Genomic DNA, 19,285 nt, shown 5'->3' on the forward strand with positions numbered 1-19,285 from the left:
ACGAGGCGTACGAGGCGTACGAGGCGGCGGGCAGGCCTTGCGGCCGTGGCCGCGTCGCGCTCGGTGCCGCTCGGCCTTTCCATATATCCGCGGTCCCGGACATCGTCTGCAACATTCTCCGGGGGCCGGCGCATCTATCAGGTGTGGGTGCGACGAAGGGGGAGCAGCGCGGATGAGGCGGTCGCTAGAAGGAGCGTTCCGGGAGTTCGCCGAGGCGCGGTCGGGGCAACTGTTCCGGTCCGCATGCCTGTTGACCAGCGGGGACGCGCATCTCGCCGAGGATCTCGTGCAGGAGACCCTGGGGCGGATGTACGTCGTGTGGGGGCGTTCGGCGGTGCGCGTCGGCAACCCCGCGGCGTATGCGCAGACCGTGCTCGTACGGGTGTTCCTCGCGTATCAGCGACGCCGCTCGGCCGGTGAACGGCCGTCCGCCGAGCTGCCCGAGGGCGCGGCGGCAGGGGGCAGCGACACCTCTCTGCGGCTGACGTTGCTCGATGCGCTGCGAGAACTGCCGCCGAAGGACCGCGCGGTGGTCGTGCTGCGCTACTGGGAGGACCGGTCGATCGAGGAGACCGCGGACGTTCTCCACCTCAGCTCGTCCGCCGTGCGCACCCGCAGCAGCCGGGCGCTGGCGCGGCTGCGCGAGCAACTCGGCGGCAGCATCGGCGAGTTCGCCACTCACTGACGACGTAACGGCATACAGACGTAGATGAGGAGGGCGGTCGGCATGGTGGACCGGGTGGGCGGGGACCAGGACGGTACGGACGTGTTCGAGGCGGAGCTGGGTGGAGCGCTGCGGCGGGTCGGTGAGGAGTTCGCCGTCGGCGACGGGGCGACGCTGGTCGACGCCGGGGTGCGCAGCGGCAGGCGGCGGCTGCGGCGCCGGCGGGCCGGTGCGATGGGCGGAAGCGTGGCGGCGCTGGCCGTCGTCGGGCTCGGGGCGTCCTATGTGGGCGGGGCGTTCGACAGCCCGCACGCGGATGTGACGGGGGTGGCGGCCCGGCCGAGCGCGTCCACGGTGCAGGGCAAGGGTCCGCACGGCACGGGGCCCGTCGTCTCGAAGGCGGACATGATCAAGATCCTGCAAGGACTGCTCCCCGAGGGGAAGTTCAGCGAGCAGGACGGGATGGGGACGGAGCGCGGGGCCGGGGCCAACGCGCACCTCGTCTTCGACGACCGGCACGGCAAGGCCGCGATCGGGGTGAGCGTCGGCGCCGTCGACCCGCAGGGCACCGAAGGCAAGCAGCTTCTGCAGTGCCCCGACAAGAACGCCATGTCCTTCGACGAGTGCCGCGTCGAGAAGCTCGCCGGCGGGGCCCGGATCCAGTTGATGCGCGGCTACGAGTACCCGGACCGGCGCGCCGACACCAAGATGTGGAGCGCCGTGCTCCTCACACGCGAGGGCTTCACCGTCTCCGTGAGCGAATGGAACGCGCCCGCCGAGAAGGGCGCGGCCATCAGCAGGCCCGAACCGCCGCTGAGCCTCAAGCAGTTGAAGGCCATGGCCACGTCCGACAAGTGGCGGCCCGCGATGAAGTCGATCGGCGCCGCCCCCGACGAGCCGCTCGCCGCCCCGCCCGCTCTCGGCCAGGACAGGGAGACCATCCTGAAGCGCCTCACGTCGCAGCTGCCGAAGGGGTTGAAGGTGAAGTCGCGGGGCGGCCAGGAGTCCGAGTACGCGTACATGGTCGTCGATGACGGCAAGGGCCCCAGCCTGGTGCAGATCAATGTGCAGACCGACATGAAGGACGTGGAGAACGACCTGTTCGGGGCGGACGCCGAGACGCTGCCCGACGGGACCAAGGTCACCACGCGCACGAGCCACGGCGACGACAAGGGCGGCGCCGGGATCGTGATGTGGACCGCCGACATGATGCGGCCCGACGGATTCCGGGTCGTGGTCTCGGCGTTCAACTCCGAGGCGCAGACCAAGGACGCCAATCGGGCCGAACCCGCCCTGACCCTGGCCGAGTTGAAGAAGATCGTGCTGTCCGACGTGTGGACCGACGGCAGCAAGTAGTGGAGCGGGGGCGCGTGAGCCGTCACTTGGCGTCGGCGTAGCACTCCACCGTCGCCGTCGTGAACGGGAACCGCACCGGCGTCTCGCCGAACGTGAGACGTCCCGCCAGCAGAGAGGCCGTCCGGATCGCTTCGGTGACCCGGGCGGCCTCGTCCTGCGGGCAGTGCACGATCACCTCGTCGTGCTGGAAGAAGACCAGCTCGGCCGCCATGCCGTTCAGTTCGCGGCGGAGCGCCGCCAGGAGCAGCAGCGCCCAGTCGGCGGCGCTGCCCTGCACCACGAAGTTCCGGGTGAAGCGGCCGCGGGCCCGCGAGTTCGACGACGCGTAGCCGTATGTGAACTGTCCTTCGGCGGAGGCCTGCTCCGGATCGTCCTGCGGGATGCCGGCCTCCTCGGGGTCCGTGCTGTTCGCCGCCGGCGGGCAGGTACGGCCCAGCCAGGTGCGCACGAGGCGGCCCTCCTCTCCGGCCCGTGCCGCCTCGTCCACGTACGCCACCGCCTGCGGGAAGCGGCGTCTGAGGAGTGCGAGGTTCTTCAGGCCGTCGCCCGAGGTCTGTCCGTATATGGCGCCGAGGACGGCGATCTTGGCCTGGTCGCGGTCGCCGGAGAAGGCGCGGTCCGAGATCGCCTTGTACAGGTCGCCGTCCTGCCCGCACACCTCCATGAACGCCGGGTCGCGGGAGATCGCGGCCAGCACCCGCGGCTCCATCTGCGCGGCGTCCGCGACGACGAGCCGCCAGCCCGGGTCGGCGATCACCGCGCGGCGCACCACCTTGGGGATCTGCAGCGCACCCCCGCCGTTCGTCGTCCAGCGGCCCGAGACCGTGCCGCCCGGCAGGTACTCGGGCCGGAACCGGCCGTCGTGCACCCAGTCCTGGAGCCACGACCAGCCGTGCGCCGTGTAGATCCGGTACAGCTTCTTGTACTCGATCAGGGGCCGCACGGCCGGGTGGTCGACGTTCTCGATCTCCCAGCGGCGGGTGGACGTCAGCTTGATGCCGGCCTGCGCGAACGCCTTCACCACGTCCGCGGGCAGGTCGGGTCTGACCCGTCTGCCGAACGCCTCCGACACCTCGTCCGCCAGCTCCGCCAGGCGCCGTGGCTCGCCGCCGCCCGCGTACCGCTCGCCGAGCAGCTCGGTGAGCAGCGCTCGGTGGGTGTCCGCGCGCCACGGCAGCCCCGCCGCGCGCATCTCGGCGGCGATCAGCATGCCCGCGGACTCGGACGCGGTCAGCAGGTGCATGCGGTCGGGGTGCGCGGTGGTGCCGTGCCGGCGCTGCTGGTCCGCGTACACGTCGACGAGGTCGCTCAGCGGTACGCCGACGGGCGGGCGCGGCTCGAAGAGGGCGTCCATGGAGTGCCGGCCGGGCTCCGCGACGCGCGGGGGCGGATCGGGCGGGACCGGGCCGCCACGCAGCCGGGCCAGGGCCGCGGCGGCCGAGCGGGGTTCGCCGTGGTGGCCCTCGTGAGCCAGCAGGAGGGTCTCGGCCGCCTCGATGTCGTAGCAGCGCTCCACGCGGACGCCGGCTTCGAGGAGACGCGGGTACACGGCGTGGGTGTCGCGCCAGACCCAGCGGGTGACGTCCGGCCGGGCGCGGACCGCTTCCGCCAGGTCGGGCTCATGGCTGACCGGGGCCGTGGGGCGGCCGTCCTCGCCCAGCGGCGCGATGTCGGCGCCGCCGTGCTCGGTGGGGGCCAGGGCCCAGCGTTCGGTCATGAGGCCGAGTGTCACATCCGGGTCTGACAATGAGCGTCAGCCGCGGTGTCAAATGAGCGTCAGCCGCGGTGTCAGCTGTCGCCGCCCTCGTCGATCAGTCTGCGCACCTCGCGGTCGATCAGGCCGAGCCGCGCCTCCGCCACCAGGGGGACCGCCCTGCGCAGGCGGCGCGCCTCGTGGACGTCGATGTCGACCGTGACCAGACCCGGCTCCCACTTCGGGGCCTGCGCCACCACGGTGCCGCGCGGGTCGACGACCCGGGAGCCGCCCCAGAAGGACGCCCCGTTCTCGTTGCCGACCCGGTTCACGAAGACGACCCAGCACTGCAGCATCTTCGCGGTGTACGAGAGCAGCGTGTCCCAGTACAGGGTGGTGTCCATGGCCTCCGGGTCGAGGGTCGCCGCGCTGTTCGCGGGGACGATCACCACCTCGGCGCCGTCCTGCACGGCCAGCCACGGCAGCACCGGTTGCCAGGCGTCGTTGCAGATCAGGGTGGCCGCCCGGCCGTGCCCGCCGGGCAGGTCGTACGCGCGCAGGTGCTGCCCGGGGCTGACGTGCTTGCGTTCCTCCCAGGCCAGGTAGTTCGGCAGGTAGAGCTTGCGGTGGGAGTGCAGCAGGGCGCCGTCGGCGTAGTAGGCGCAGGTGTTGTAGGCGCGCAGGCTGGTGTGCTCGTGCAGGCCGACGACGACACCGGGGCCGCCGGACTCCTGAGCGCCGGTCAGGGCGAGCAGCCGGGGGTCGGTCACCGCCACGGACGTGTCCGTGGACAGTGCGCCGAGGTGGTAGCCGTGCAGGCTCAGCTCGGGGAAGACGACGAGGTCGGCGCCCTGTGCCGCGGCCTGTCCGATCTGCTCGCGGGCCGTGGTCAGGTTGGCGTCGACATCACCCAGCGCGCAGTCGGTCTGTGCCAGTGCCACTCTCATGGTCCGAGCCTCGCAGCCCGCGCGTACCCCGGCATCCGGAGAGCCGGTCTGTTTCACTCGGTGGCGCGCCGTCACTGCCCCAACCGACAGAGACGGTCGGCGGGCACGGCTGACGGGCACGATCGGCAGACACGATCGACAGACACGAATAACAGACACGACAGAGAGGACCGGCACCGTGCCGAACGCCGCCGTCACCACTCGCCGCGCCTTACTCGCTACGTCCACCGCCGCCGTCGCCGCCACCGTCCTCACGGGCTCCACCCTCGCCGGTTCCGGGGCGCCCGCGTACGCCGACCGCGGCGCCGTGCCCGGATCCGCTGCCGCCGGTCATGGTGCGGCGGCCCGCCGCCGGTTCGCCGCGCTGGAACGCCGGCACGGGGCCCGTCTCGGCGTGTTCGCGCACAACGTGCGGACCGGGGCGACCGTGGCGTACCGCGCCGGTGAGCGTTTCCCGATGTGCTCCACCTTCAAGACGCTCGCCGTCGCCGCCGTACTGCGCGACCTCGACCGGCACGGGGAGGTGCTCGGCCGGCGTGTGCACTACACGCAGGACGACATCGACAAGGCCGGCGGCGCGCCCGTCACCGGGAAGCCGGAGAACCTGGCCCACGGCATGACCGTCGCCGAGCTGTGCGGCGCCGCGATCTCGTACAGCGACAACACGGCCGCGAACCTGATCCTGCGCGACCTCGGCGGCCCCACCGCCGTCACCCGCTTCGCCCGCTCGCTCGGCGACCGCACGACCCGCCTCGACCGCTGGGAGCCGGAGCTCAACTCGGCCGAGCCGGGCCGGATCACCGACTCGACGACGCCGCGCGCGCTCTCGACGACGTACGCGCGTCTCGTCCTCGGCCGCGCCCTCGACTCCAAGGACCGTGCGCTGCTGACGGGCTGGCTGCTGGCCAACACCACGAGCGGCGAGCGGTTCCGTGCCGGGCTGCCGGACGACTGGGTGATCGGCGACAAGACCGGCACCGGTTCGTACGGCACCGCGAACGACGCCGGGATCACCTGGACCCCCGACGGCACGCCCATCGCCCTGACCGTGCTCACCACCAGGCCGGGCCCGACCGGGGAACCCGACAGCGCGCTGGTCGCGGCGGCGGCCGGGGTGGCGGCACGGGCCGTCACCGCCTGACCGCGGCGGCGCCCGGGCGCGGGGCGAGGGCGAGCGCACATCGGGCTCCGGCTCGGAAGGCGGCCTGGACCGCAGCCCCGCATCACCCCGCCAGCGTCTCCGCGTACACCCGGGCCGGATCCCGCGGTTCCCGGCCGAGCAGCTCACGCAGGGTGCCCCGCTCGGCCTCCGGAACCCCGGAACCGTCCATGAAGCCCGCCGCGATCGCCGAGTACGTGCCCACCAGCATCGGCACCTGGAACGGCACCGCTCCCGACTCGGCGATGCGCTCACGTGCCTCGGCGAGCGTCCCCGGCACGTACGCGGTACCAGTCGCCCGTGCCAACTCCGCGCCGCCGAGCGGCACTTCGCCCACCAGCTCGTACGTACGCCCCGCGTGCGGCGCCGGGGCGAGCGCCACCCGCGCCGCGATCTCGGCGAGATCGTCCCGGGCCACGGCGGCGAGCCGGCCCGTGCCGAGCGGGGCCGATATCACCCCGTCCGGGCCGGGCGCGGCGAGGAAGGACAGGAGCTCCGCGTACAGGCCGTTGCGCAGCACCGTCCAGGCCAGTGGCGATTCCCGGAGCCGGCGCTCGGTCCAGCGGTGGGCGAGCGCGTACGGGAGATGGTCCCCGTCCCCGGACAGGCTCGTGTACACGACGTGCTCCACGCCCGCCTTCTCGGCCGCCGTGAGCGCCGCCTCGTGCCGGGCGATCACGGTGTCGTCCTCGCCGTACCCGGCGGATATCAGCAGCAGCGTCCGTACGCCGTCGAAGGCGTCTGCGAGCGTGTGCGGGGCGTCGAAGTCGACGCGGCGCCCGCCGGGAGCCTTGGGCTCGCGGGTGCCGAGCACGACGTCGTCGCGGCCCTTGAGCCGCTCGGCGATCAGCGAGCCGAGTCCACCGGAAGCGCCAGTGACGAGCAGCATGGAAGGTCCCCCTTGAGCGATACATGGTTGCCGGACCCATCGTGAAGCCCCGGACCGATCCGCGTAAGAAGGCACTTCTGTGTCACTCGGGCACACGGAGGTAACCACCCCACAGGCTCGCAGCGGTCCGCAGCAGTCCCCGGCAAGTCCCGGCAGTCACCAGTACTCCCTTACGGCCCGAAGTCTGTTGTCGGTGGCGGGTCGTAGCCTTCTCGTGATGGACACGCCGTGGGACGCGGAGTGGTGGCCGGCGGCCGCGGTGCGGGTCGTCGCCACGGCCGCCGGGGAGTGGGCGGACGAGGTGGAGCAGGTGGAGGAGGGGGACAGGGCGGATGATGGATGACGTGAAGGAAGCAGAGACCTTGATGCCGGGCGGTGACCCCGGCGGCCCCGTCGTGACTTGTGACGATCACGACGACTGCGGCATCCGTGATGTCCTGGACCGGCTCGGCGACAAGTGGTCGGTGCTCGTCGTGGTCGAACTGGCCGCGGGCGTACGGCGGTTCAAGGAGCTGCAGCGGGCCGTGGCCGGGATCTCGCAGCGCATGCTGACGCTGACCGTGCGCAGACTGGAGCGGGACGGCCTGGTGACGCGGACCGTGCATCCGACGGTGCCGCCGCAGGTCGACTACGAGCTGACCGAGATGGGGCACAGCCTCACCCACCTCATCAAGGGGCTCGCCGACTGGTCCCGCGACCACAAGTCGGCCATAACCGCCGCCCGTGCCGCCTGGGACGGCCAGGAGCGTCATGAGCGCTAGTGGGACGAGTGGCGCTAGTGGCAAGAGCGGCGCTAGAGGTACGAGCGGCACGGTGGAGCGGGCCTTCGCCGCAGCGCTCCACGGCGACGGCGATCTGGACGTCGGGGCGTCGCTGCTCGCCGCCGCCCCGTCCAGCGATTCCGAACTCGACGCGCGGGGGCGGGAGTTCGTCCGCCGGGCCTGGGAGCGGGGCTGGCAGCCCGCCGACGTGCTGCGCATGGTCGTACGGGCGGAAGGGCTCGACGCCGACCATGTACGGCTCGCCGCCCGGCTGATCCGCGCGGAGGTCGGGCGCTACGACGTGCTGCCGCCACGCTGGGCCGCCCAGCTCGACGAGGCGCCCGGCGAGGACCCGGCCCGCACGGACCGTTTCTCCGCCGCCACGCGCGCCCTTGAGCTGTACCGGCTGCTGCTGCGCCTGCCCGCGATCGAGCCGGTCGGCCCGGTGCCGGGCGAGTCCGTCACGGTGCCCGTCGCCGGTGAGCCGCGCACGCTCGCCCGGATCAGGGCGCTGCTCGCCAAGGCGGAGGCGACCGGGTATCCGCCGGAGGCCGAGGCGCTCACCGCCAAGGCGCAGGAGCTGATGGCCCGGCACTCGGTCGACGAGGCGGTGCTCGCCTCCCGTACGCACGCGAAGGACACCCCGGCCGCGTGCCGGATCGGCGTCGACGCCCCATACGAGACGGCGAAGGCGGTCCTCCTCGACGCGGTCGCGACGGCCAACCGGTGCCGGGCCGTGTGGAACAGCGCGTTCGGGTTCTCGACCGTCGTCGGCTTCGAGGCCGACCTGGAGGTCGTGGAGCTGCTGTACACGTCGCTGCTCGTGCAGGCGGACGCCGCCATGACGCGGGCCGAGGCCGAGCAGCGGGCGGGCGGCAGGAAGCGTACGAAGACGTTCCGGCAGTCCTTCCTCGCCGCGTACGCGCATCGGATCGGGGACCGGCTCGCGGCCGTCGCCGATCAAGTGGTGAGCGGGGAGGGGGAGTTGCTGCCGGTGCTCGCGGCCCGCGATGTCGCTGTCGCGGGACGGGCCGAGGAGATGTTCCCGCAGACGGTGACGACCCGGATGAGAGGCGTCACGGACGGGGCGGGCTGGGACGAGGGCGGCGCCGCGGCGGACCGGGCCCGGATCGGCGGCGGCGCGTCTGCCGGGCCGGGAGCGCGCGGCCGGCTGCGGGGAGGTGGGGACTGGTCGCGCAGTTCCCCGCGCCCCTGAGGCACGGGGGACTGGTCGCGCGGTTCCCCCGTCCCTGAGGCACGGGGGACTACGCGATCAGTTCCCCGCGCCCCTGAGACGCGCACCTTCGGTGCGGCATCTCATCGGGTAGCTGCGCGATCGGCTGCCGCCGCCTCATCGCCGCGCCCCGGCCTCCTCGATACGCGCCAGGAGCCGGTGATGCCGGGCCGCGTGGGCGAAGTCCGGGACCACGGACGTGCCGTCCGTCAGGTCGCGGCGGAGTTGCGCGTAGGCGGCGCCGACGTTGTACGCGTCCGTGTCGCGCAGCGCCGCGAGGGACGGGTCGAAGTACCGCTCGGGGACGGGCAGTTCGGCGAGTGCGGGGTCGGAGCCGTGGGCCCCGGCGATCGTGTACGTACCCATCTGAAGGTGCCCGTGGTCCCCGGTGACGACGAGGTCGCCGTCCGTTCCGTTGATCTCCCAGCGGAAGTTGGTGCCCCGCGACAGACCGCCCCGGAAGTGCACGGAGGCCACCGCGCCGGAGGAGAGCACCCCGCCGAGCGCCAGCTGGTCGGCGACGTCGGGGCGCAGGACGGTGCCGGAGTGCGGGTCGGTGACCGTCCGGCGCCGGGTCGCGGTGACCGCGGTGACCTCGTCGACGTCGCCGAGCACCGAGGTCAGTCCGTCGAGGGTGTGCCCGAACGGGATGGTCAGCATGTTCGCCCCGGACGCCCGGTCCAGCAGATAGGCGCCCCCCTCGGGGAACTCGGCGCCCCAGCCGCGCCCCGACGCCACCAGGCTGGTGGAGAGCACCTCGCCTACGTAGCCGTCCGCGACCAGGTCCCGCAGATACCGGACCGCCGGCGCCGAGCGGGCCTGGAGCCCGGTGAAGGTGCGCAGCCGGTGCCGGGCCGCGAGAGACGCCAGCTCCTCGGCCTCGGCGGGCCCGGTGCCCAGCGGCCACTCGGAGAACACGGCCTTGCCCGCGGCCAGGGCGGCCCGGACGATCTCCAGGTGGTCCGGCACCTTCACGGTGACCACGACCAGGTCGACGCCGTCATCGGCGGCGAGTTCGGCGGCGCTCCCGTAGGAGCGCGCGACCCCGTGCTTCTCGGCGGCCCGCCTGGCGGACTCGGCGCTGCTCGCGGAGAGCGCGCGCACCTCGAAGCCGTCGAGCAGCCGCAGCGCGGGCAGGTGGGCGCGGGAGGCCCAGCCGCGCCGCGCGGAGAGGCCGACGATGCCGACGCCGATGGGGGCGGGCGGTGCGGGCTGTGCGACGGGCGACGGCATGACGGGCTCCTCCGTGTGACGCGGGACGTATGACAGGTGACGCCTGACTTGGTGCTTGGTGCCTGACGCCTGACGCCTGACGCCTGACAAGCGACAGTGAGGCACTAGACTGTTCGATGGGTGGCGAACACTCGGAGTGTACGCACAGCGTCGAACACTCCACAAGATCGCCGTCCCTTTCCGCAGGCGAAGGGAGCGCACGGCATGGCGGCGACAGAGACGGCTACGACGGGCACGACGGGCACGACGGGCACGACGGGTACCGGCCACCGGTCGGCGCCGGTCCATGTCCATCCCCGGGAGGTCTCCCTGGAGTCCGCCCTGCTCGCGCTCGCCGACCCGGTCCGCCGCACGCTCGTGCGGGAGCTGGCCGGGGCCGGGCCCTGGGAGCGGACCTGCGGCACCTTCGACGTGCCCGTCACCAAGGCCACGCTCAGCCGCCACTTCTCCGTGCTGCGCGAGGCGGGCCTCATCGAGCAGAAGGACGCGGGGCCGCGCCGGCTGAACCGGCTGCGCAAGGAGGAGTTCGACGAGCGCTTCCCCGGCCTGCTCGACCTCGTACTCCGCGAAGAGGGCTGACCGCTCCGCCGGGAAGGCCGATTGCCCGGTTTGGTGCGATGTAACCGTATTCTGGCTGGGTGAGCTGGTTCCGGGCGCTGAAGGACACCACCCGCTCGGGTCTGACCGTCGAGCGGAAACGTCTGGAACCCCTCGTCGCCCTGCGCGGCGCCGCAGGTCTCGCGATCGTCGTCGCCGTCAGCCTGGCGGCGTTCGGGCCCGCGGTGGCGGCGGGCTCGGCGTTCGGCGCGTTCCAGGCGGCGATCGCCACGTTCCAGCGCAGCTGGCGGCCCCGACCCGAGCTGGCCGTCGCCTCCGGCACCAGCCTCGGCATCTCCACCTTCCTCGGCTATCTCACCGGCTCCCACCTGGCGATGTTCCTGCCGCTGCTCGCGGTGTGGACGTTCCTGGCCGGCCTGGCCTGGGCGGCGGGCCCGACCATCGGCATCATCGCCTCGTCGAACGTCGCGATGATGCTGGTCACCATCACCCTGCCGACGACCGTCGCCGAGGCCGCGGGGCACGCCGCGATGATGGTCTTCGGCGGCCTGGTGCAGGCGGCGCTGGTGGTCCTCTTCCCCGTACGCCGCTGGGGCGCGCACCGCGACGCCCTCGCCGACGCGCTCGCCGCCGAGGCCGACTACGCCCGCCGGCTGCGCCACGATCCGCACGCGCCGTTCGACCCGCAGCCGCTGATGCTGGCCCGCAGCGCCGCCGCGCTCACCCCGCGCCAGGCCCGCACCCGCCCCGCCCAGCTGCACGGCGCGCGCGGCATCGCCGAACGCATCAGGCCGGTCCTCGCCTCGCTCGCCGACCCGGCGGTGGGGGTGCCCGAGGAGGGTGTCGAGCGCGACCGGGTCCGCGAACTGCTGGCCGCCGCCGGGACGATCCTGGACGCCGCCGCCCGCGCCATCCGCACCGGCGCCCCGGTCCAGGTGCCGGGCCCGGCCGTGGCCGTGTTCCGCACCCCCGACACCGGCGCCATCCTGACGGGCCCGCCGCACCGGGCGGCGACCCGGCTCGGCTCGCTGCTGAGGGACGTACTGGAGACGGCGGGCGCGGTCGACGAGCCCGACGACCGGCCGACGGACCCGTTGTGGCGCCGGCTGCCGTCCGCCCCGCGCCGGGCCCTCGCCACCGCCCGGCCGCCCGAGCCCGGCACCCCGCCGCAGGCGCTGCCCCGGCCCACCCTCCTGAAACTGCTCCCCGCGGCCGTCCGGGCCATCCGCCGGGAGGCCCGCCCCGGCTCCCCGATCCTGCGCCACGCGACCCGGGTCGCCGCCGTCGCCGTGGTCGGCTACCTCATCGGCAACGCCCTCCCGTTCGGCCACGGTTACTGGGCGCCCATGGCCGCGGTCATGGTGATGCGCCCCGACTTCTCACAGACGTACTCCCGCGCGGTCGCCCGGTTCGGCGGCACGCTCGTCGGTGTGACCGTGGCGACGGCCGTCGTCCAGCTCGCCCACCCGGGCACCTGGCTCTCCGCCGCGCTCGCCGTTCTGTGCGCGGCCCTGATGTACCTGCTGATGCGCACCGGGCAGCTCGCGGCGCAGGCGTGCGTCGCCGCGTACGTCGTCTTCCTGCTCGGCATGGGCGGCCAGACCTGGGACCAGACGGTGCCCGAGCGGGTCGTCCTGACGCTGGTCGGCGGGGTCCTGGCGATGATCTCGTACGCCCTGTACCCGGCCTGGGAGACCCCGCGGCTGCGCACCCGTCTCGCCGACTGGCTGGCCGCGTCCGGGGAGTACGCGGCCACGGTCGTCGACCACTACGCGCACCCGGCGGGCAAGTCCTGCCCCGATGTGCGCGCGGCGCTGCTCAACACCCGGGACGCCCATGTCGCCTGGGACCAGGCGGTGGCCCGCGCCAGGACCGAACCCGTCCGGCACCGCGGGCTGTCCCGCGCCGCCGCCGAGGACGCGGCGCACGCCCTGCACCATCTGGGGCGGGTCGCGATGCTGATGGAGGCGCATCTCCCGGAGCGGGACACTACTCCGGTGCCGGCGGCCGCGGCCCTCGCCGAGGCGCTGCGCGCGGCGACCCGCGACGGGGCCCGCGCGGTGCGTGAACGCCGTCTTCCGCGCTGGAAGCCGGTCCGTGCGGCGCTCGATGCATGGGACGGCGAGGGGGTTCCCGACCGGGTCGTGCGGCGGGGGGCGGGGATGCTTCTGGAGGCCCTCGAAGAGCTGACGGACGCCCTCGACACGGACGCGCCCCCGATGACGGTCACCTCAGACGGCCCCCGCAACCCGGAGAAAACAGCCTCCTAGCCCCGTCAGGGGCGCGGGGAACTGCACGCTCAGCCCCTGCCGGGCCTGCGCTCAGCCCCTGCCGGGCCTGCACCCGGCGCCCTGCCGGGCCTGCACCCGGCGATGCGGCGACACGGCGACCGGGACCGAGCTGGAAGTCGCCCGGGAGCGCTCGCCCCGCGCCGGGGTGCCGCCTCGCCCACCCTGCCGCCCAGGGCGGCAGACTGCCCGAGGCGGGGGCAACCCTCGACCCGTCAGCCCGTCGGCAGACCGCTGGGCAGGCCGGTCGGGAGCTTTCCGTCCGCCGACTTCTTGAAGGTGTCCTTCGCCCCGGCGTCCCAGGACACCGTCATCGTCGAACCGTCGTTGGACTCGATCGCCCCCATGGTGCGGTCGGTGTTCCCGTCCGCGCACTTCAGGTTCAGCATCCGCTTGCCCATGTCGGACACGGTCCCGGTGCACAGATGCCCGTCGCCCGTGCTCAGCGATGCCTGCTTGCCGCCGATCACGAGCACGACCGGCTGACCGTCGGTGGTCGCGCTCCAGATGCCCTCGGCGTTCTTCGAGGAGCCGGACGAACCGCCCGACGACGAACCGCCCGACGACGAACCGCCCGACGACGCCGAGCCCGAACTGCTCGCGCTCCCCGACGGCGTGTCCTTGCCGCCACCGCCACCGCCACCGCCGTCGCCGTCGTCGCTGCTGCAGCCGCTCACGGCCAGCGCCGCCACCGCGACCGCCGCCACGCCCATCGCGGCCCGCGCGCCCTTGGTGCTCCTGATACGCACAACTTCCCCCTACGTCACTTCAGTCGACCTGAATTGCCGCAGCAAGTTACCAGTCGTCACCGGGAGGAGTTGTGCGCGCCAGGCGGGAATCCCGCGTGCGCTTGCTCACGTACGCGGAGCGCGCGCGTGTGTGACGTACGCCTCTCGCTCACCTATTGAAAACGGGAGTCATTTTCATATACTTACGGCATGGCACGCAACGAACTCCGACCGGTGATCAAGCTCAGGTCGACCGCGGGCACGGGCTTCACGTACGTCACGCGCAAGAACCGCCGCAACGACCCCGACCGCATGACCCTGCGCAAGTACGACCCCGTGGCGGGCCGCCACACCGACTTCCGAGAGGAGCGCTGACCTCATGAAGAACGTCATCCACCCCGCGTACGCCCCCGTCGTCTTCCGGGACCGCGCCGCGAACCACGCCTTCCTCACCCGCTCGACCATGACGAGCGAGAAGACGGTCGAGTGGCAGGACGGGCACACCTACCCCGTCGTCGACGTCGAGATCTCCGACGTCAGCCACCCCTTCCACACCGGCAACCAGCGGGTCCTGGACTCCGCGGGCCGGGTCGAGCGCTTCGAGCGCCGCTACGGAAAGCGCCCCGGAGCGTGAACAAAGGCCCCGCCGTGATCGTCCTCACGGCGGGGCCTCGTCGTACCGGGCTAGAACGGGAACTGTGACCTTCCGTGCTGCACGGAGATCCACTTCTGGGTGGTGAACGCCTCCACGGTCGCGTCCCCGTTGAGCCGCCCGATGCCCGAGCGCTTCTCCCCGCCGAACGCGACGAGCGGCTCGTCGTGCACGGTCCCGTCGTTGACGTGGATCATGCCGGTGTCGATCTGCTGGGCGAACGCCACGCCCCGCTCCACGTCGGCGGTGTGCACGGCGCCGCTGAGCCCGTACGGGGTGTCGTTGGCGATCCGGACCGCCTCCTCGTCCCCGTCGAACGGGATGAGCAGCGCCACGGGACCGAAGATCTCCTGGCGCAGCACGGGGGAGTCGGCCGGCAGGCCGGTGAGCACGACCGGCTCCACGAGGTTGCCGTCGACCGAGCCGCGTACGAGCGCCGTCGCGCCCTCCGCGAGCGCCTGCTCCACGACGCCCGAGATCGCGTCCGCTTGCGTGGAGTTGATGACCGGGCCGATCACCGTCTCCGGGTCGCGCGGGTCACCGGACTTCAGCCCCCGGACCTTGGCGACGAACTTCTCGGTGAACTCCTTCTCCACCTTGCGGTCCACGAGGATCCGGTTCGCGGCCATGCAGACCTGGCCCTGGTGGACGAAGCGGCTGAACACCGCCGCGTCGACCGCGTAGTCGATGTCGGCGTCGTCGAGCACGGTCAGCGCGCTGTTGCCGCCCAGCTCCAGGACCGCGTACTTGAACTGCGTCGCGCACACCGTCGCCACGTGCTGGCCGACCTTGTCGGAGCCGGTGAAGGAGATCACCTTCGGCACCGGGTGGGTCAGCAGCGCGTCGCCGATCTCGGCGATGTCCGTGATGACGACGTTGAGCAGACCGGGCGGCAGACCCGCGTCCTCGAAGATCTTGGCGACCAGCGAGCCGCCGCAGATCGGGGTGTTCTGGTGCGGCTTGAGCACCACGCCGTTGCCGAGCGCCAGCGCAGGGGCGACGGACTTGAGGGAGAGCAGGAAGGGGAAGTTGAAGGGCGAGATGACGCCGACGACCCCGACCGGCACCCGGTAGACCCGGTTCTCCTTGCCGTCCACCGGCGAGGGGATCACCTGTCCCTGCGGGGCGAGCGCCAGCTGGATCGACTCGCGCAGGAACTCCTTGGCGAGGTGCAGCTCGAACCCGGCCTTCACGCGCGTGCCGCCGAGCTCGTCGATGATCGCTTCGGCTATGTCGGCCTCGCGCTCCTCGATCAGGTGCAGGGCCCGCTCGAAGACGACCCGGCGCGCGTACCCGGTGGACTTCGCCCAGTCCTTCTGCGCGCGCTCGGCGGCCCGGTACGCCTCGTCGATCTCCTCGACCGAGGCGACGGTGATGGAGGCGAGCTTGTCGCCGTTGTACGGGTTGAAGTCGATGATGTCCCAGGACCCGCGCCCGGGGCGCCACGAGCCGTCTATGTACTGCCGGTCGAGTTCGGTGAAGTACGACTGTGAGGACTGTGACGTCATGAGGACATCCCTTGCTGCAGCGACTGACACCTGATGAGACGTCATCGTACGACCGGTGTCTGTCAGTTGCGGCAAGGGATTGATCAACTGCTGTTGTATTTACGCGAATTCAGCGGACGGAAACCGGGCGGTCAGTTGTCGAGTCCGGTCAGGATCCGTCGCACCAGCGCCACGCTCTCCTCCGGTGACGGGCACTGTTCCTGCAGTTCCACCATCGCCTTCTCGTACTGCGCCACGTCTTCGCGCTTGTCCAAGTACAGGGCGCTGGTGAGCTGTTCGAGGAAGACCACGTCCGACAGGTCGGACTCGGGGAACGTGAGAAGGGTGAAGGTGCCGGACTCGCCCGGGTGCCAGCCGTGGCTGAACGGCATGATCTGCAGCGTGAGATGCGGCAGTTCGGCCACCTCGATCAGATGCTCCAGCTGGCCGCGCATCACCGCGGGCCCGCCGTGCATCCGGTGCAGCGCGGACTCGTCGAGCACGATGTGCACGTCCGGTGCCCGCTCCGCGACCAGTATCTTCTGGCGCGCGAGGCGCAGCGAGACGCGCCGCTCGATGTCCTCCGCGGGGGCGCCCTTCATGCCCTGGGCCACCACCGCGTGCGCGTACGCCTCGGTCTGCAACAGGCCGTGCACGAACTGGGCCTCGTAGCCACGGATCAGCGACGCGGCGCCCTCCAGGCCGATGTACGTCTGGAACCAGCCCGGCAGCACGTCCGAGTAACTGTGCCACCAGCCCGCGACGTTGGCCTCCTTCACGAGCGAGAGCAGCGCCTCGCGCTCGGCCCCGTCCGTCACTCCGTACAGCGTCAGCAGATCCTCGACGTCCCTCGCCTTGAAGCTCACCCGTCCCAACTCCAAGCGGCTGATCTTCGATTCGGAGGCGCGGATCGAGTAGCCGGCCGCTTCTCTCGTGATGCCGCGCGATTCCCTCAGGCGCCTCAGCTGCGAGCCCAGCAGAATGCGTCGCACCACCGAGCCGCTCGACTCCCCAGCGGTCACGTCTCTTCATCCTCCCCATCGGTTCAGGGGGCGAAGTCTGCCACTAAAACGCTCCGCCCCGTACTCGGCTGGTTACAGAAATGGAAAGATCACGAAAGGAGTGCGCAAGAAGTCGTAGGGAGAAATGAGCAAGAAGCGGTACGGGAGTGTCCAAGTCCGGCGCGTGCACGTGCATCTGCCCTTGCATCCGATGTACGCATTCGGAACGATGGTCTTCCGCCACCGCTCGCTGTGTACTGCGAAACTGGGGAGTGCCTCGCATGGGGACGAACGGATCGACCATGCTCGAGTCTTACGACGCGTTAAGGCAGGGCCTTCCTCCCCTCGATCCCTCGGCCGTCTCCAGCGCCGCCTCGTGTGCGCTGCCCGCCCGGTACGAAGCGGTGCGTACGGCACGCGACTTCACCCGCCGTACCCTCGCCGACTGGGACGTCCCCGAGCGCTTCGACGACATCTGTCTGGTCGTCTCGGAGCTGGTCACCAACGCCCTGCGGCACGGCCTGCCCGCCGACACCCCGCACGGTCAGGACCCGCCGGTGCGACTGCACTTGATGCGCTGGGCGTCGCGGGTGGTGTGCGCGGTGCGCGATCCCGGCAGCGACAGCCCGGTGGCGGGAGAGGCCGGGGACGGCGTCGCGGCGGAGTCCGGCCGCGGGCTCTTCCTCGTCGGCTCGTTCAGCGACGGCTGGGGCTGGCATCCGCTGGCCGGGAGACTGAGCGGAAAGGTCGTCTGGGCACTGTTCAGACTCTGAACACGGACCCGTCCCAACGTACGGACGGGTAGGGGCAGTCGGGCCCGATGTCTACGCGCGTCGGTCGCCCGGAGATCTCGGCCGGGCGGATTCAGGCGCCGGCTATCAGATGGTCGAACTCCCCGTCCTTCACGCCGAGCAGCATCGCCTCGATCTCGGCCGGCGTGTAGACGAGTGCGGGCCCGTCGGGAAAGTTGGAGTTGCGCACGGCCACGCGTCCGCCGGGCAGCTTCGCGAACTCCACGCAGGATCCCTGCGAGTTGCTGTGCCTGCTCTTCTGCCAGACCACACCGTGCAACTCCGTGGCTGCCATGCCGTTGTACACGTGGTGCACGGTTCGCTCCCGGTGGTGCTGTAAGTGATGCATCTGTGAACTGGCCCGCCCGATCCTGTGACGGTTGTCAACAGTTGTGAAAAGCGGATATCGCCTGTCCCAACTGTCCAGGATCATAGCTGCGTTCATATGCGGATGCATGGGCAGATGCACGTGCACGCGCGGTGTTCCCGTGGTTACAGCTCTGTCAGCTCTGTCAACGTCTGCCCCAACGCCCGCATCACATGCGAACGCCATCCGCCGTCCATGATGTTCCGGGCCATCAGCTGGGCCGGATCGTCCGGATCGAAGCCCTCGTGCACAAGAAGAAGACGCGTCCCGCGCCCTTCCGGCTCCAGGGTCCAAGTGATCGTCCAGTCCGCGGAGTTGGCGGGGTCGCGATCGGCCCACCGCACGCGCAGCATCCGGCCGTCCTCGAACGCGAGCACCTCGGCGTCGACGGTCCCGGAGAAGTTCGTGCGGGGGCGCGGTACGGCGGTCATCGCGTACCGGTGCCCGACCACGAGCCGGAAGTCCTCACCGCCCGGCATCATCCAACGGGCGATCAGTTCCGGCTCGGTCAGGGCGCGCCAGACCTTGGCGGGCGGATGCGGGAAGAACTGGTCGACGGTGATGGTGGTGGGGTCGTCGGGGTCGAGCGGGGCGGCGGCCGGGTCGGTGCTCATGAGGCGTCATCGTCGGGCATGGCGTCCAGTACGTCGCCCAAGGCGCTCAGCCGGCCGCGCCAGAACCGCTCGTAGGGGTGCAGCCAGTCCTGCACCTCGGCGAGCGGGGCGGCCTCCAGGCGGTAGATCCGCTGCCGCCCGGACCGCTCCTCGGACACGAGCCCGGCGTCCCGGAGCACCTTGAGGTGCTCCGAGAGGCTGGGCCGGGCCATGTCGAAGCGCTCGGCGATGGCCCCGGCCGGCTGTGGACCCTCGTCGCGCAGCAGGCGCAGGACCTCGCGCCGGGTGCCGTTGGCGAGCGCGCCGAAGAGCCGGTCCTGCTCCCGGGCGGACTCCCGGGCGGACTTCCGGGGGGTGTCCCGTGCGGACTCGCGCGCGCTCGTGGTGGCCATGGCCCTCAGAAACCTTCCTTCTCCGTGAGGAGCATCAGTGCATTGCCGTCCGGGTCGCGGAAGGAGGCCATCCGGCCCCACGGCAGCTCGTCGGGGCCGCCGACCTCGGCCCCGGCCTCGGCGAGGCGGGCGCAGTCGGCGTCGACATCGGTCGTCACCAGCATGATCCCCCGGGCGCTGCCGGGCACGAAATCGCCCATCCCCGGTCCGGACAGGGTGAACACGGTCTGCGCCCCGGAGGGGGCGACCTGCAGCCAGCGGCCCTGCGGCAGCTGCCGGTCGGCGGTGACCTCGAACCCGAGCACGTCGACGTAGAAGCGCAGGGCCCGGTCCTGGTCGGAGACGGGAAGGGTGACGAAAGAGGCGTGTGTGACAGTCATGGGCGCCAAGTTACGTAGGGAATCTCCTACGCGTCAAATGTAGGGTATCTCCTACGCGAATTGGGCGGGGAAGCAACGGAGTCGAGGACAG

22 protein-coding genes are annotated in these 19,285 nt (G+C 71.8%); 11 read left to right on the forward strand and 11 right to left on the reverse strand.

Features of this window, described 5'->3' with window-relative positions; genetic code table 11:
• Positions 1-172: 172 nt before the first annotated feature.
• Both J3486_RS21530 and J3486_RS21535 read left to right on the forward strand, forming a co-directional pair.
• Positions 173-685 carry a SigE family RNA polymerase sigma factor gene (locus J3486_RS21530; protein ID WP_207822567.1) on the forward strand — a complete coding sequence of 171 codons (513 nt, stop codon included), beginning with the start codon at positions 173-175 and terminating at the stop codon, positions 683-685.
• Between the two features lie 42 nt (positions 686-727).
• Complete coding sequence (locus tag J3486_RS21535; protein ID WP_207822569.1) at positions 728-2,020, forward strand: hypothetical protein; 1,293 nt, start codon at positions 728-730, stop codon at positions 2,018-2,020.
• A gap of 22 nt (positions 2,021-2,042) precedes the next feature.
• Here J3486_RS21535 and J3486_RS21540 read toward each other — a convergent pair whose 3' ends face one another.
• Entirely contained in the window at positions 2,043-3,737 is a 1,695-nt protein-coding gene (locus tag J3486_RS21540) for a bifunctional 3'-5' exonuclease/DNA polymerase (protein WP_207822571.1), read from the reverse strand.
• A gap of 71 nt (positions 3,738-3,808) precedes the next feature.
• Positions 3,809-4,660, reverse strand: coding sequence for a nitrilase-related carbon-nitrogen hydrolase (locus J3486_RS21545; RefSeq protein WP_207822573.1), 852 nt, complete (start codon positions 4,658-4,660; stop codon positions 3,809-3,811).
• Positions 4,661-4,838: 178 nt separating this feature from the next.
• On the opposite strand from J3486_RS21545, the gene bla reads away from it, so the two are divergent.
• A complete protein-coding gene (bla, locus tag J3486_RS21550) occupies positions 4,839-5,801 on the forward strand; it encodes a class A beta-lactamase (RefSeq protein WP_307804890.1) in 963 nt (320 codons plus the stop codon).
• An 82-nt stretch (positions 5,802-5,883) separates the two neighbouring features.
• Here the strand turns inward: bla and J3486_RS21555 are convergent, their stop codons facing one another.
• Entirely contained in the window at positions 5,884-6,708 is an 825-nt protein-coding gene (locus J3486_RS21555) for an NAD(P)H-binding protein (protein ID WP_207822575.1), read from the reverse strand.
• A gap of 217 nt (positions 6,709-6,925) precedes the next feature.
• On the opposite strand from J3486_RS21555, the gene J3486_RS44725 reads away from it, so the two are divergent.
• The 3 genes from J3486_RS44725 to J3486_RS21565 are packed head-to-tail and all read left to right on the forward strand — an operon-like array spanning position 6,926 to position 8,685.
• Entirely contained in the window at positions 6,926-7,051 is a 126-nt protein-coding gene (locus tag J3486_RS44725) for a hypothetical protein (RefSeq protein WP_267878214.1), read from the forward strand.
• Positions 7,052-7,073: 22 nt separating this feature from the next.
• Entirely contained in the window at positions 7,074-7,469 is a 396-nt protein-coding gene (locus tag J3486_RS21560; protein WP_207822821.1) for a helix-turn-helix domain-containing protein, read from the forward strand.
• The gene (locus tag J3486_RS21565; protein ID WP_207822577.1) at positions 7,459-8,685 is read left to right on the forward strand and encodes a DUF2786 domain-containing protein; all 1,227 of its coding nucleotides are present in this window, start codon (positions 7,459-7,461) and stop codon (positions 8,683-8,685) included. Before J3486_RS21560 ends, J3486_RS21565 begins: the two co-directional genes overlap by 11 nt.
• 135 nt (positions 8,686-8,820) lie before the next feature.
• On the opposite strand, the gene J3486_RS21570 is transcribed toward J3486_RS21565, so the two are convergent.
• Positions 8,821-9,936: a Gfo/Idh/MocA family protein gene (locus J3486_RS21570; protein ID WP_207822579.1), complete on the reverse strand. Its 1,116-nt coding sequence runs from the start codon at positions 9,934-9,936 to the stop codon at positions 8,821-8,823.
• 204 nt (positions 9,937-10,140) lie between these two features.
• Between J3486_RS21570 and J3486_RS21575 the strand changes: the two genes are divergently transcribed.
• Entirely contained in the window at positions 10,141-10,515 is a 375-nt protein-coding gene (locus J3486_RS21575) for a helix-turn-helix transcriptional regulator (protein ID WP_207822581.1), read from the forward strand.
• Between the two features lie 59 nt (positions 10,516-10,574).
• Positions 10,575-12,764: an FUSC family protein gene (locus J3486_RS21580; protein ID WP_207822583.1), complete on the forward strand. Its 2,190-nt coding sequence runs from the start codon at positions 10,575-10,577 to the stop codon at positions 12,762-12,764.
• A 233-nt stretch (positions 12,765-12,997) separates the two neighbouring features.
• Here the strand turns inward: J3486_RS21580 and J3486_RS21585 are convergent, their stop codons facing one another.
• Positions 12,998-13,531: a hypothetical protein gene (locus tag J3486_RS21585; protein WP_307804891.1), complete on the reverse strand. Its 534-nt coding sequence runs from the start codon at positions 13,529-13,531 to the stop codon at positions 12,998-13,000.
• Positions 13,532-13,720: 189 nt separating this feature from the next.
• Here J3486_RS21585 and rpmG point away from each other — a divergent pair, with 189 nt between their 5' ends.
• Positions 13,721-13,885: a 50S ribosomal protein L33 gene (gene rpmG / locus J3486_RS21590; RefSeq protein WP_207822585.1), complete on the forward strand. Its 165-nt coding sequence runs from the start codon at positions 13,721-13,723 to the stop codon at positions 13,883-13,885.
• 4 nt (positions 13,886-13,889) lie between these two features.
• The gene (locus J3486_RS21595) at positions 13,890-14,144 is read left to right on the forward strand and encodes a type B 50S ribosomal protein L31 (protein WP_207822587.1); all 255 of its coding nucleotides are present in this window, start codon (positions 13,890-13,892) and stop codon (positions 14,142-14,144) included.
• Between the two features lie 50 nt (positions 14,145-14,194).
• Here the strand turns inward: J3486_RS21595 and J3486_RS21600 are convergent, their stop codons facing one another.
• Together J3486_RS21600 and J3486_RS21605 are read right to left on the reverse strand one after the other, a co-directional pair.
• On the reverse strand, positions 14,195-15,670 hold the full coding sequence (locus tag J3486_RS21600; RefSeq protein ID WP_207822588.1) for an aldehyde dehydrogenase family protein: 1,476 nt from the start codon (positions 15,668-15,670) through the stop codon (positions 14,195-14,197).
• 131 nt (positions 15,671-15,801) lie between these two features.
• On the reverse strand, positions 15,802-16,671 hold the full coding sequence (locus tag J3486_RS21605; RefSeq protein ID WP_207822590.1) for a helix-turn-helix transcriptional regulator: 870 nt from the start codon (positions 16,669-16,671) through the stop codon (positions 15,802-15,804).
• A 260-nt stretch (positions 16,672-16,931) separates the two neighbouring features.
• Between J3486_RS21605 and J3486_RS21610 the strand changes: the two genes are divergently transcribed.
• Positions 16,932-17,423 (forward strand): ATP-binding protein, encoded by a 492-nt coding sequence (locus tag J3486_RS21610; RefSeq protein ID WP_207822592.1) that lies wholly within the window; start codon positions 16,932-16,934, stop codon positions 17,421-17,423.
• Positions 17,424-17,514: 91 nt separating this feature from the next.
• On the opposite strand, the gene J3486_RS21615 is transcribed toward J3486_RS21610, so the two are convergent.
• From J3486_RS21615 to J3486_RS21630, 4 genes are all read right to left on the reverse strand, one after another.
• On the reverse strand, positions 17,515-17,757 hold the full coding sequence (locus tag J3486_RS21615; RefSeq protein ID WP_207822594.1) for a DUF397 domain-containing protein: 243 nt from the start codon (positions 17,755-17,757) through the stop codon (positions 17,515-17,517).
• Positions 17,758-17,933: 176 nt separating this feature from the next.
• Entirely contained in the window at positions 17,934-18,422 is a 489-nt protein-coding gene (locus J3486_RS21620) for an SRPBCC domain-containing protein (protein WP_207822596.1), read from the reverse strand.
• Complete coding sequence (locus J3486_RS21625; RefSeq protein ID WP_207822597.1) at positions 18,419-18,814, reverse strand: metalloregulator ArsR/SmtB family transcription factor; 396 nt, start codon at positions 18,812-18,814, stop codon at positions 18,419-18,421. The genes J3486_RS21620 and J3486_RS21625 overlap by 4 nt, the downstream gene beginning before the upstream one ends.
• Before the next feature lie 5 nt (positions 18,815-18,819).
• Positions 18,820-19,194, reverse strand: a complete 375-nt coding sequence (locus J3486_RS21630; RefSeq protein WP_207822600.1) for a glyoxalase superfamily protein — start codon at positions 19,192-19,194, stop codon at positions 18,820-18,822.
• Between the last annotated feature and the right edge of the window lie 91 nt (positions 19,195-19,285).

Source organism: Streptomyces sp. VRA16 Mangrove soil, from assembly GCF_017377775.1.
GTDB lineage: Bacteria > Actinomycetota > Actinomycetes > Streptomycetales > Streptomycetaceae > Streptomyces.

Excerpts from the sequence above, each read along its gene's own strand:
- J3486_RS21610 (WP_207822592.1), top strand. The coding sequence starts at position 16,932 with ATGGGGACGAACGGATCGACCATGCTCGAGTCTTACGACGCGTTAAGG.
- J3486_RS21560 (WP_207822821.1), top strand. The coding sequence starts at position 7,074 with ATGCCGGGCGGTGACCCCGGCGGCCCCGTCGTGACTTGTGACGATCAC.
- J3486_RS21600 (WP_207822588.1), bottom strand. The coding sequence starts at position 15,670 with ATGACGTCACAGTCCTCACAGTCGTACTTCACCGAACTCGACCGGCAG.
- J3486_RS21530 (WP_207822567.1), top strand. The coding sequence starts at position 173 with ATGAGGCGGTCGCTAGAAGGAGCGTTCCGGGAGTTCGCCGAGGCGCGG.
- J3486_RS21620 (WP_207822596.1), bottom strand. The coding sequence starts at position 18,422 with ATGAGCACCGACCCGGCCGCCGCCCCGCTCGACCCCGACGACCCCACC.
- J3486_RS21595 (WP_207822587.1), top strand. The coding sequence starts at position 13,890 with ATGAAGAACGTCATCCACCCCGCGTACGCCCCCGTCGTCTTCCGGGAC.
- J3486_RS21535 (WP_207822569.1), top strand. The coding sequence starts at position 728 with ATGGTGGACCGGGTGGGCGGGGACCAGGACGGTACGGACGTGTTCGAG.
- J3486_RS21555 (WP_207822575.1), bottom strand. The coding sequence starts at position 6,708 with ATGCTGCTCGTCACTGGCGCTTCCGGTGGACTCGGCTCGCTGATCGCC.
- J3486_RS21565 (WP_207822577.1), top strand. The coding sequence starts at position 7,459 with ATGAGCGCTAGTGGGACGAGTGGCGCTAGTGGCAAGAGCGGCGCTAGA.
- J3486_RS21540 (WP_207822571.1), bottom strand. The coding sequence starts at position 3,737 with ATGACCGAACGCTGGGCCCTGGCCCCCACCGAGCACGGCGGCGCCGAC.
- J3486_RS21570 (WP_207822579.1), bottom strand. The coding sequence starts at position 9,936 with ATGCCGTCGCCCGTCGCACAGCCCGCACCGCCCGCCCCCATCGGCGTC.
- J3486_RS21545 (WP_207822573.1), bottom strand. The coding sequence starts at position 4,660 with ATGAGAGTGGCACTGGCACAGACCGACTGCGCGCTGGGTGATGTCGAC.
- J3486_RS44725 (WP_267878214.1), top strand. The coding sequence starts at position 6,926 with ATGGACACGCCGTGGGACGCGGAGTGGTGGCCGGCGGCCGCGGTGCGG.
- J3486_RS21630 (WP_207822600.1), bottom strand. The coding sequence starts at position 19,194 with ATGACTGTCACACACGCCTCTTTCGTCACCCTTCCCGTCTCCGACCAG.
- rpmG (WP_207822585.1), top strand. The coding sequence starts at position 13,721 with ATGGCACGCAACGAACTCCGACCGGTGATCAAGCTCAGGTCGACCGCG.
- J3486_RS21575 (WP_207822581.1), top strand. The coding sequence starts at position 10,141 with ATGGCGGCGACAGAGACGGCTACGACGGGCACGACGGGCACGACGGGC.
- J3486_RS21625 (WP_207822597.1), bottom strand. The coding sequence starts at position 18,814 with ATGGCCACCACGAGCGCGCGCGAGTCCGCACGGGACACCCCCCGGAAG.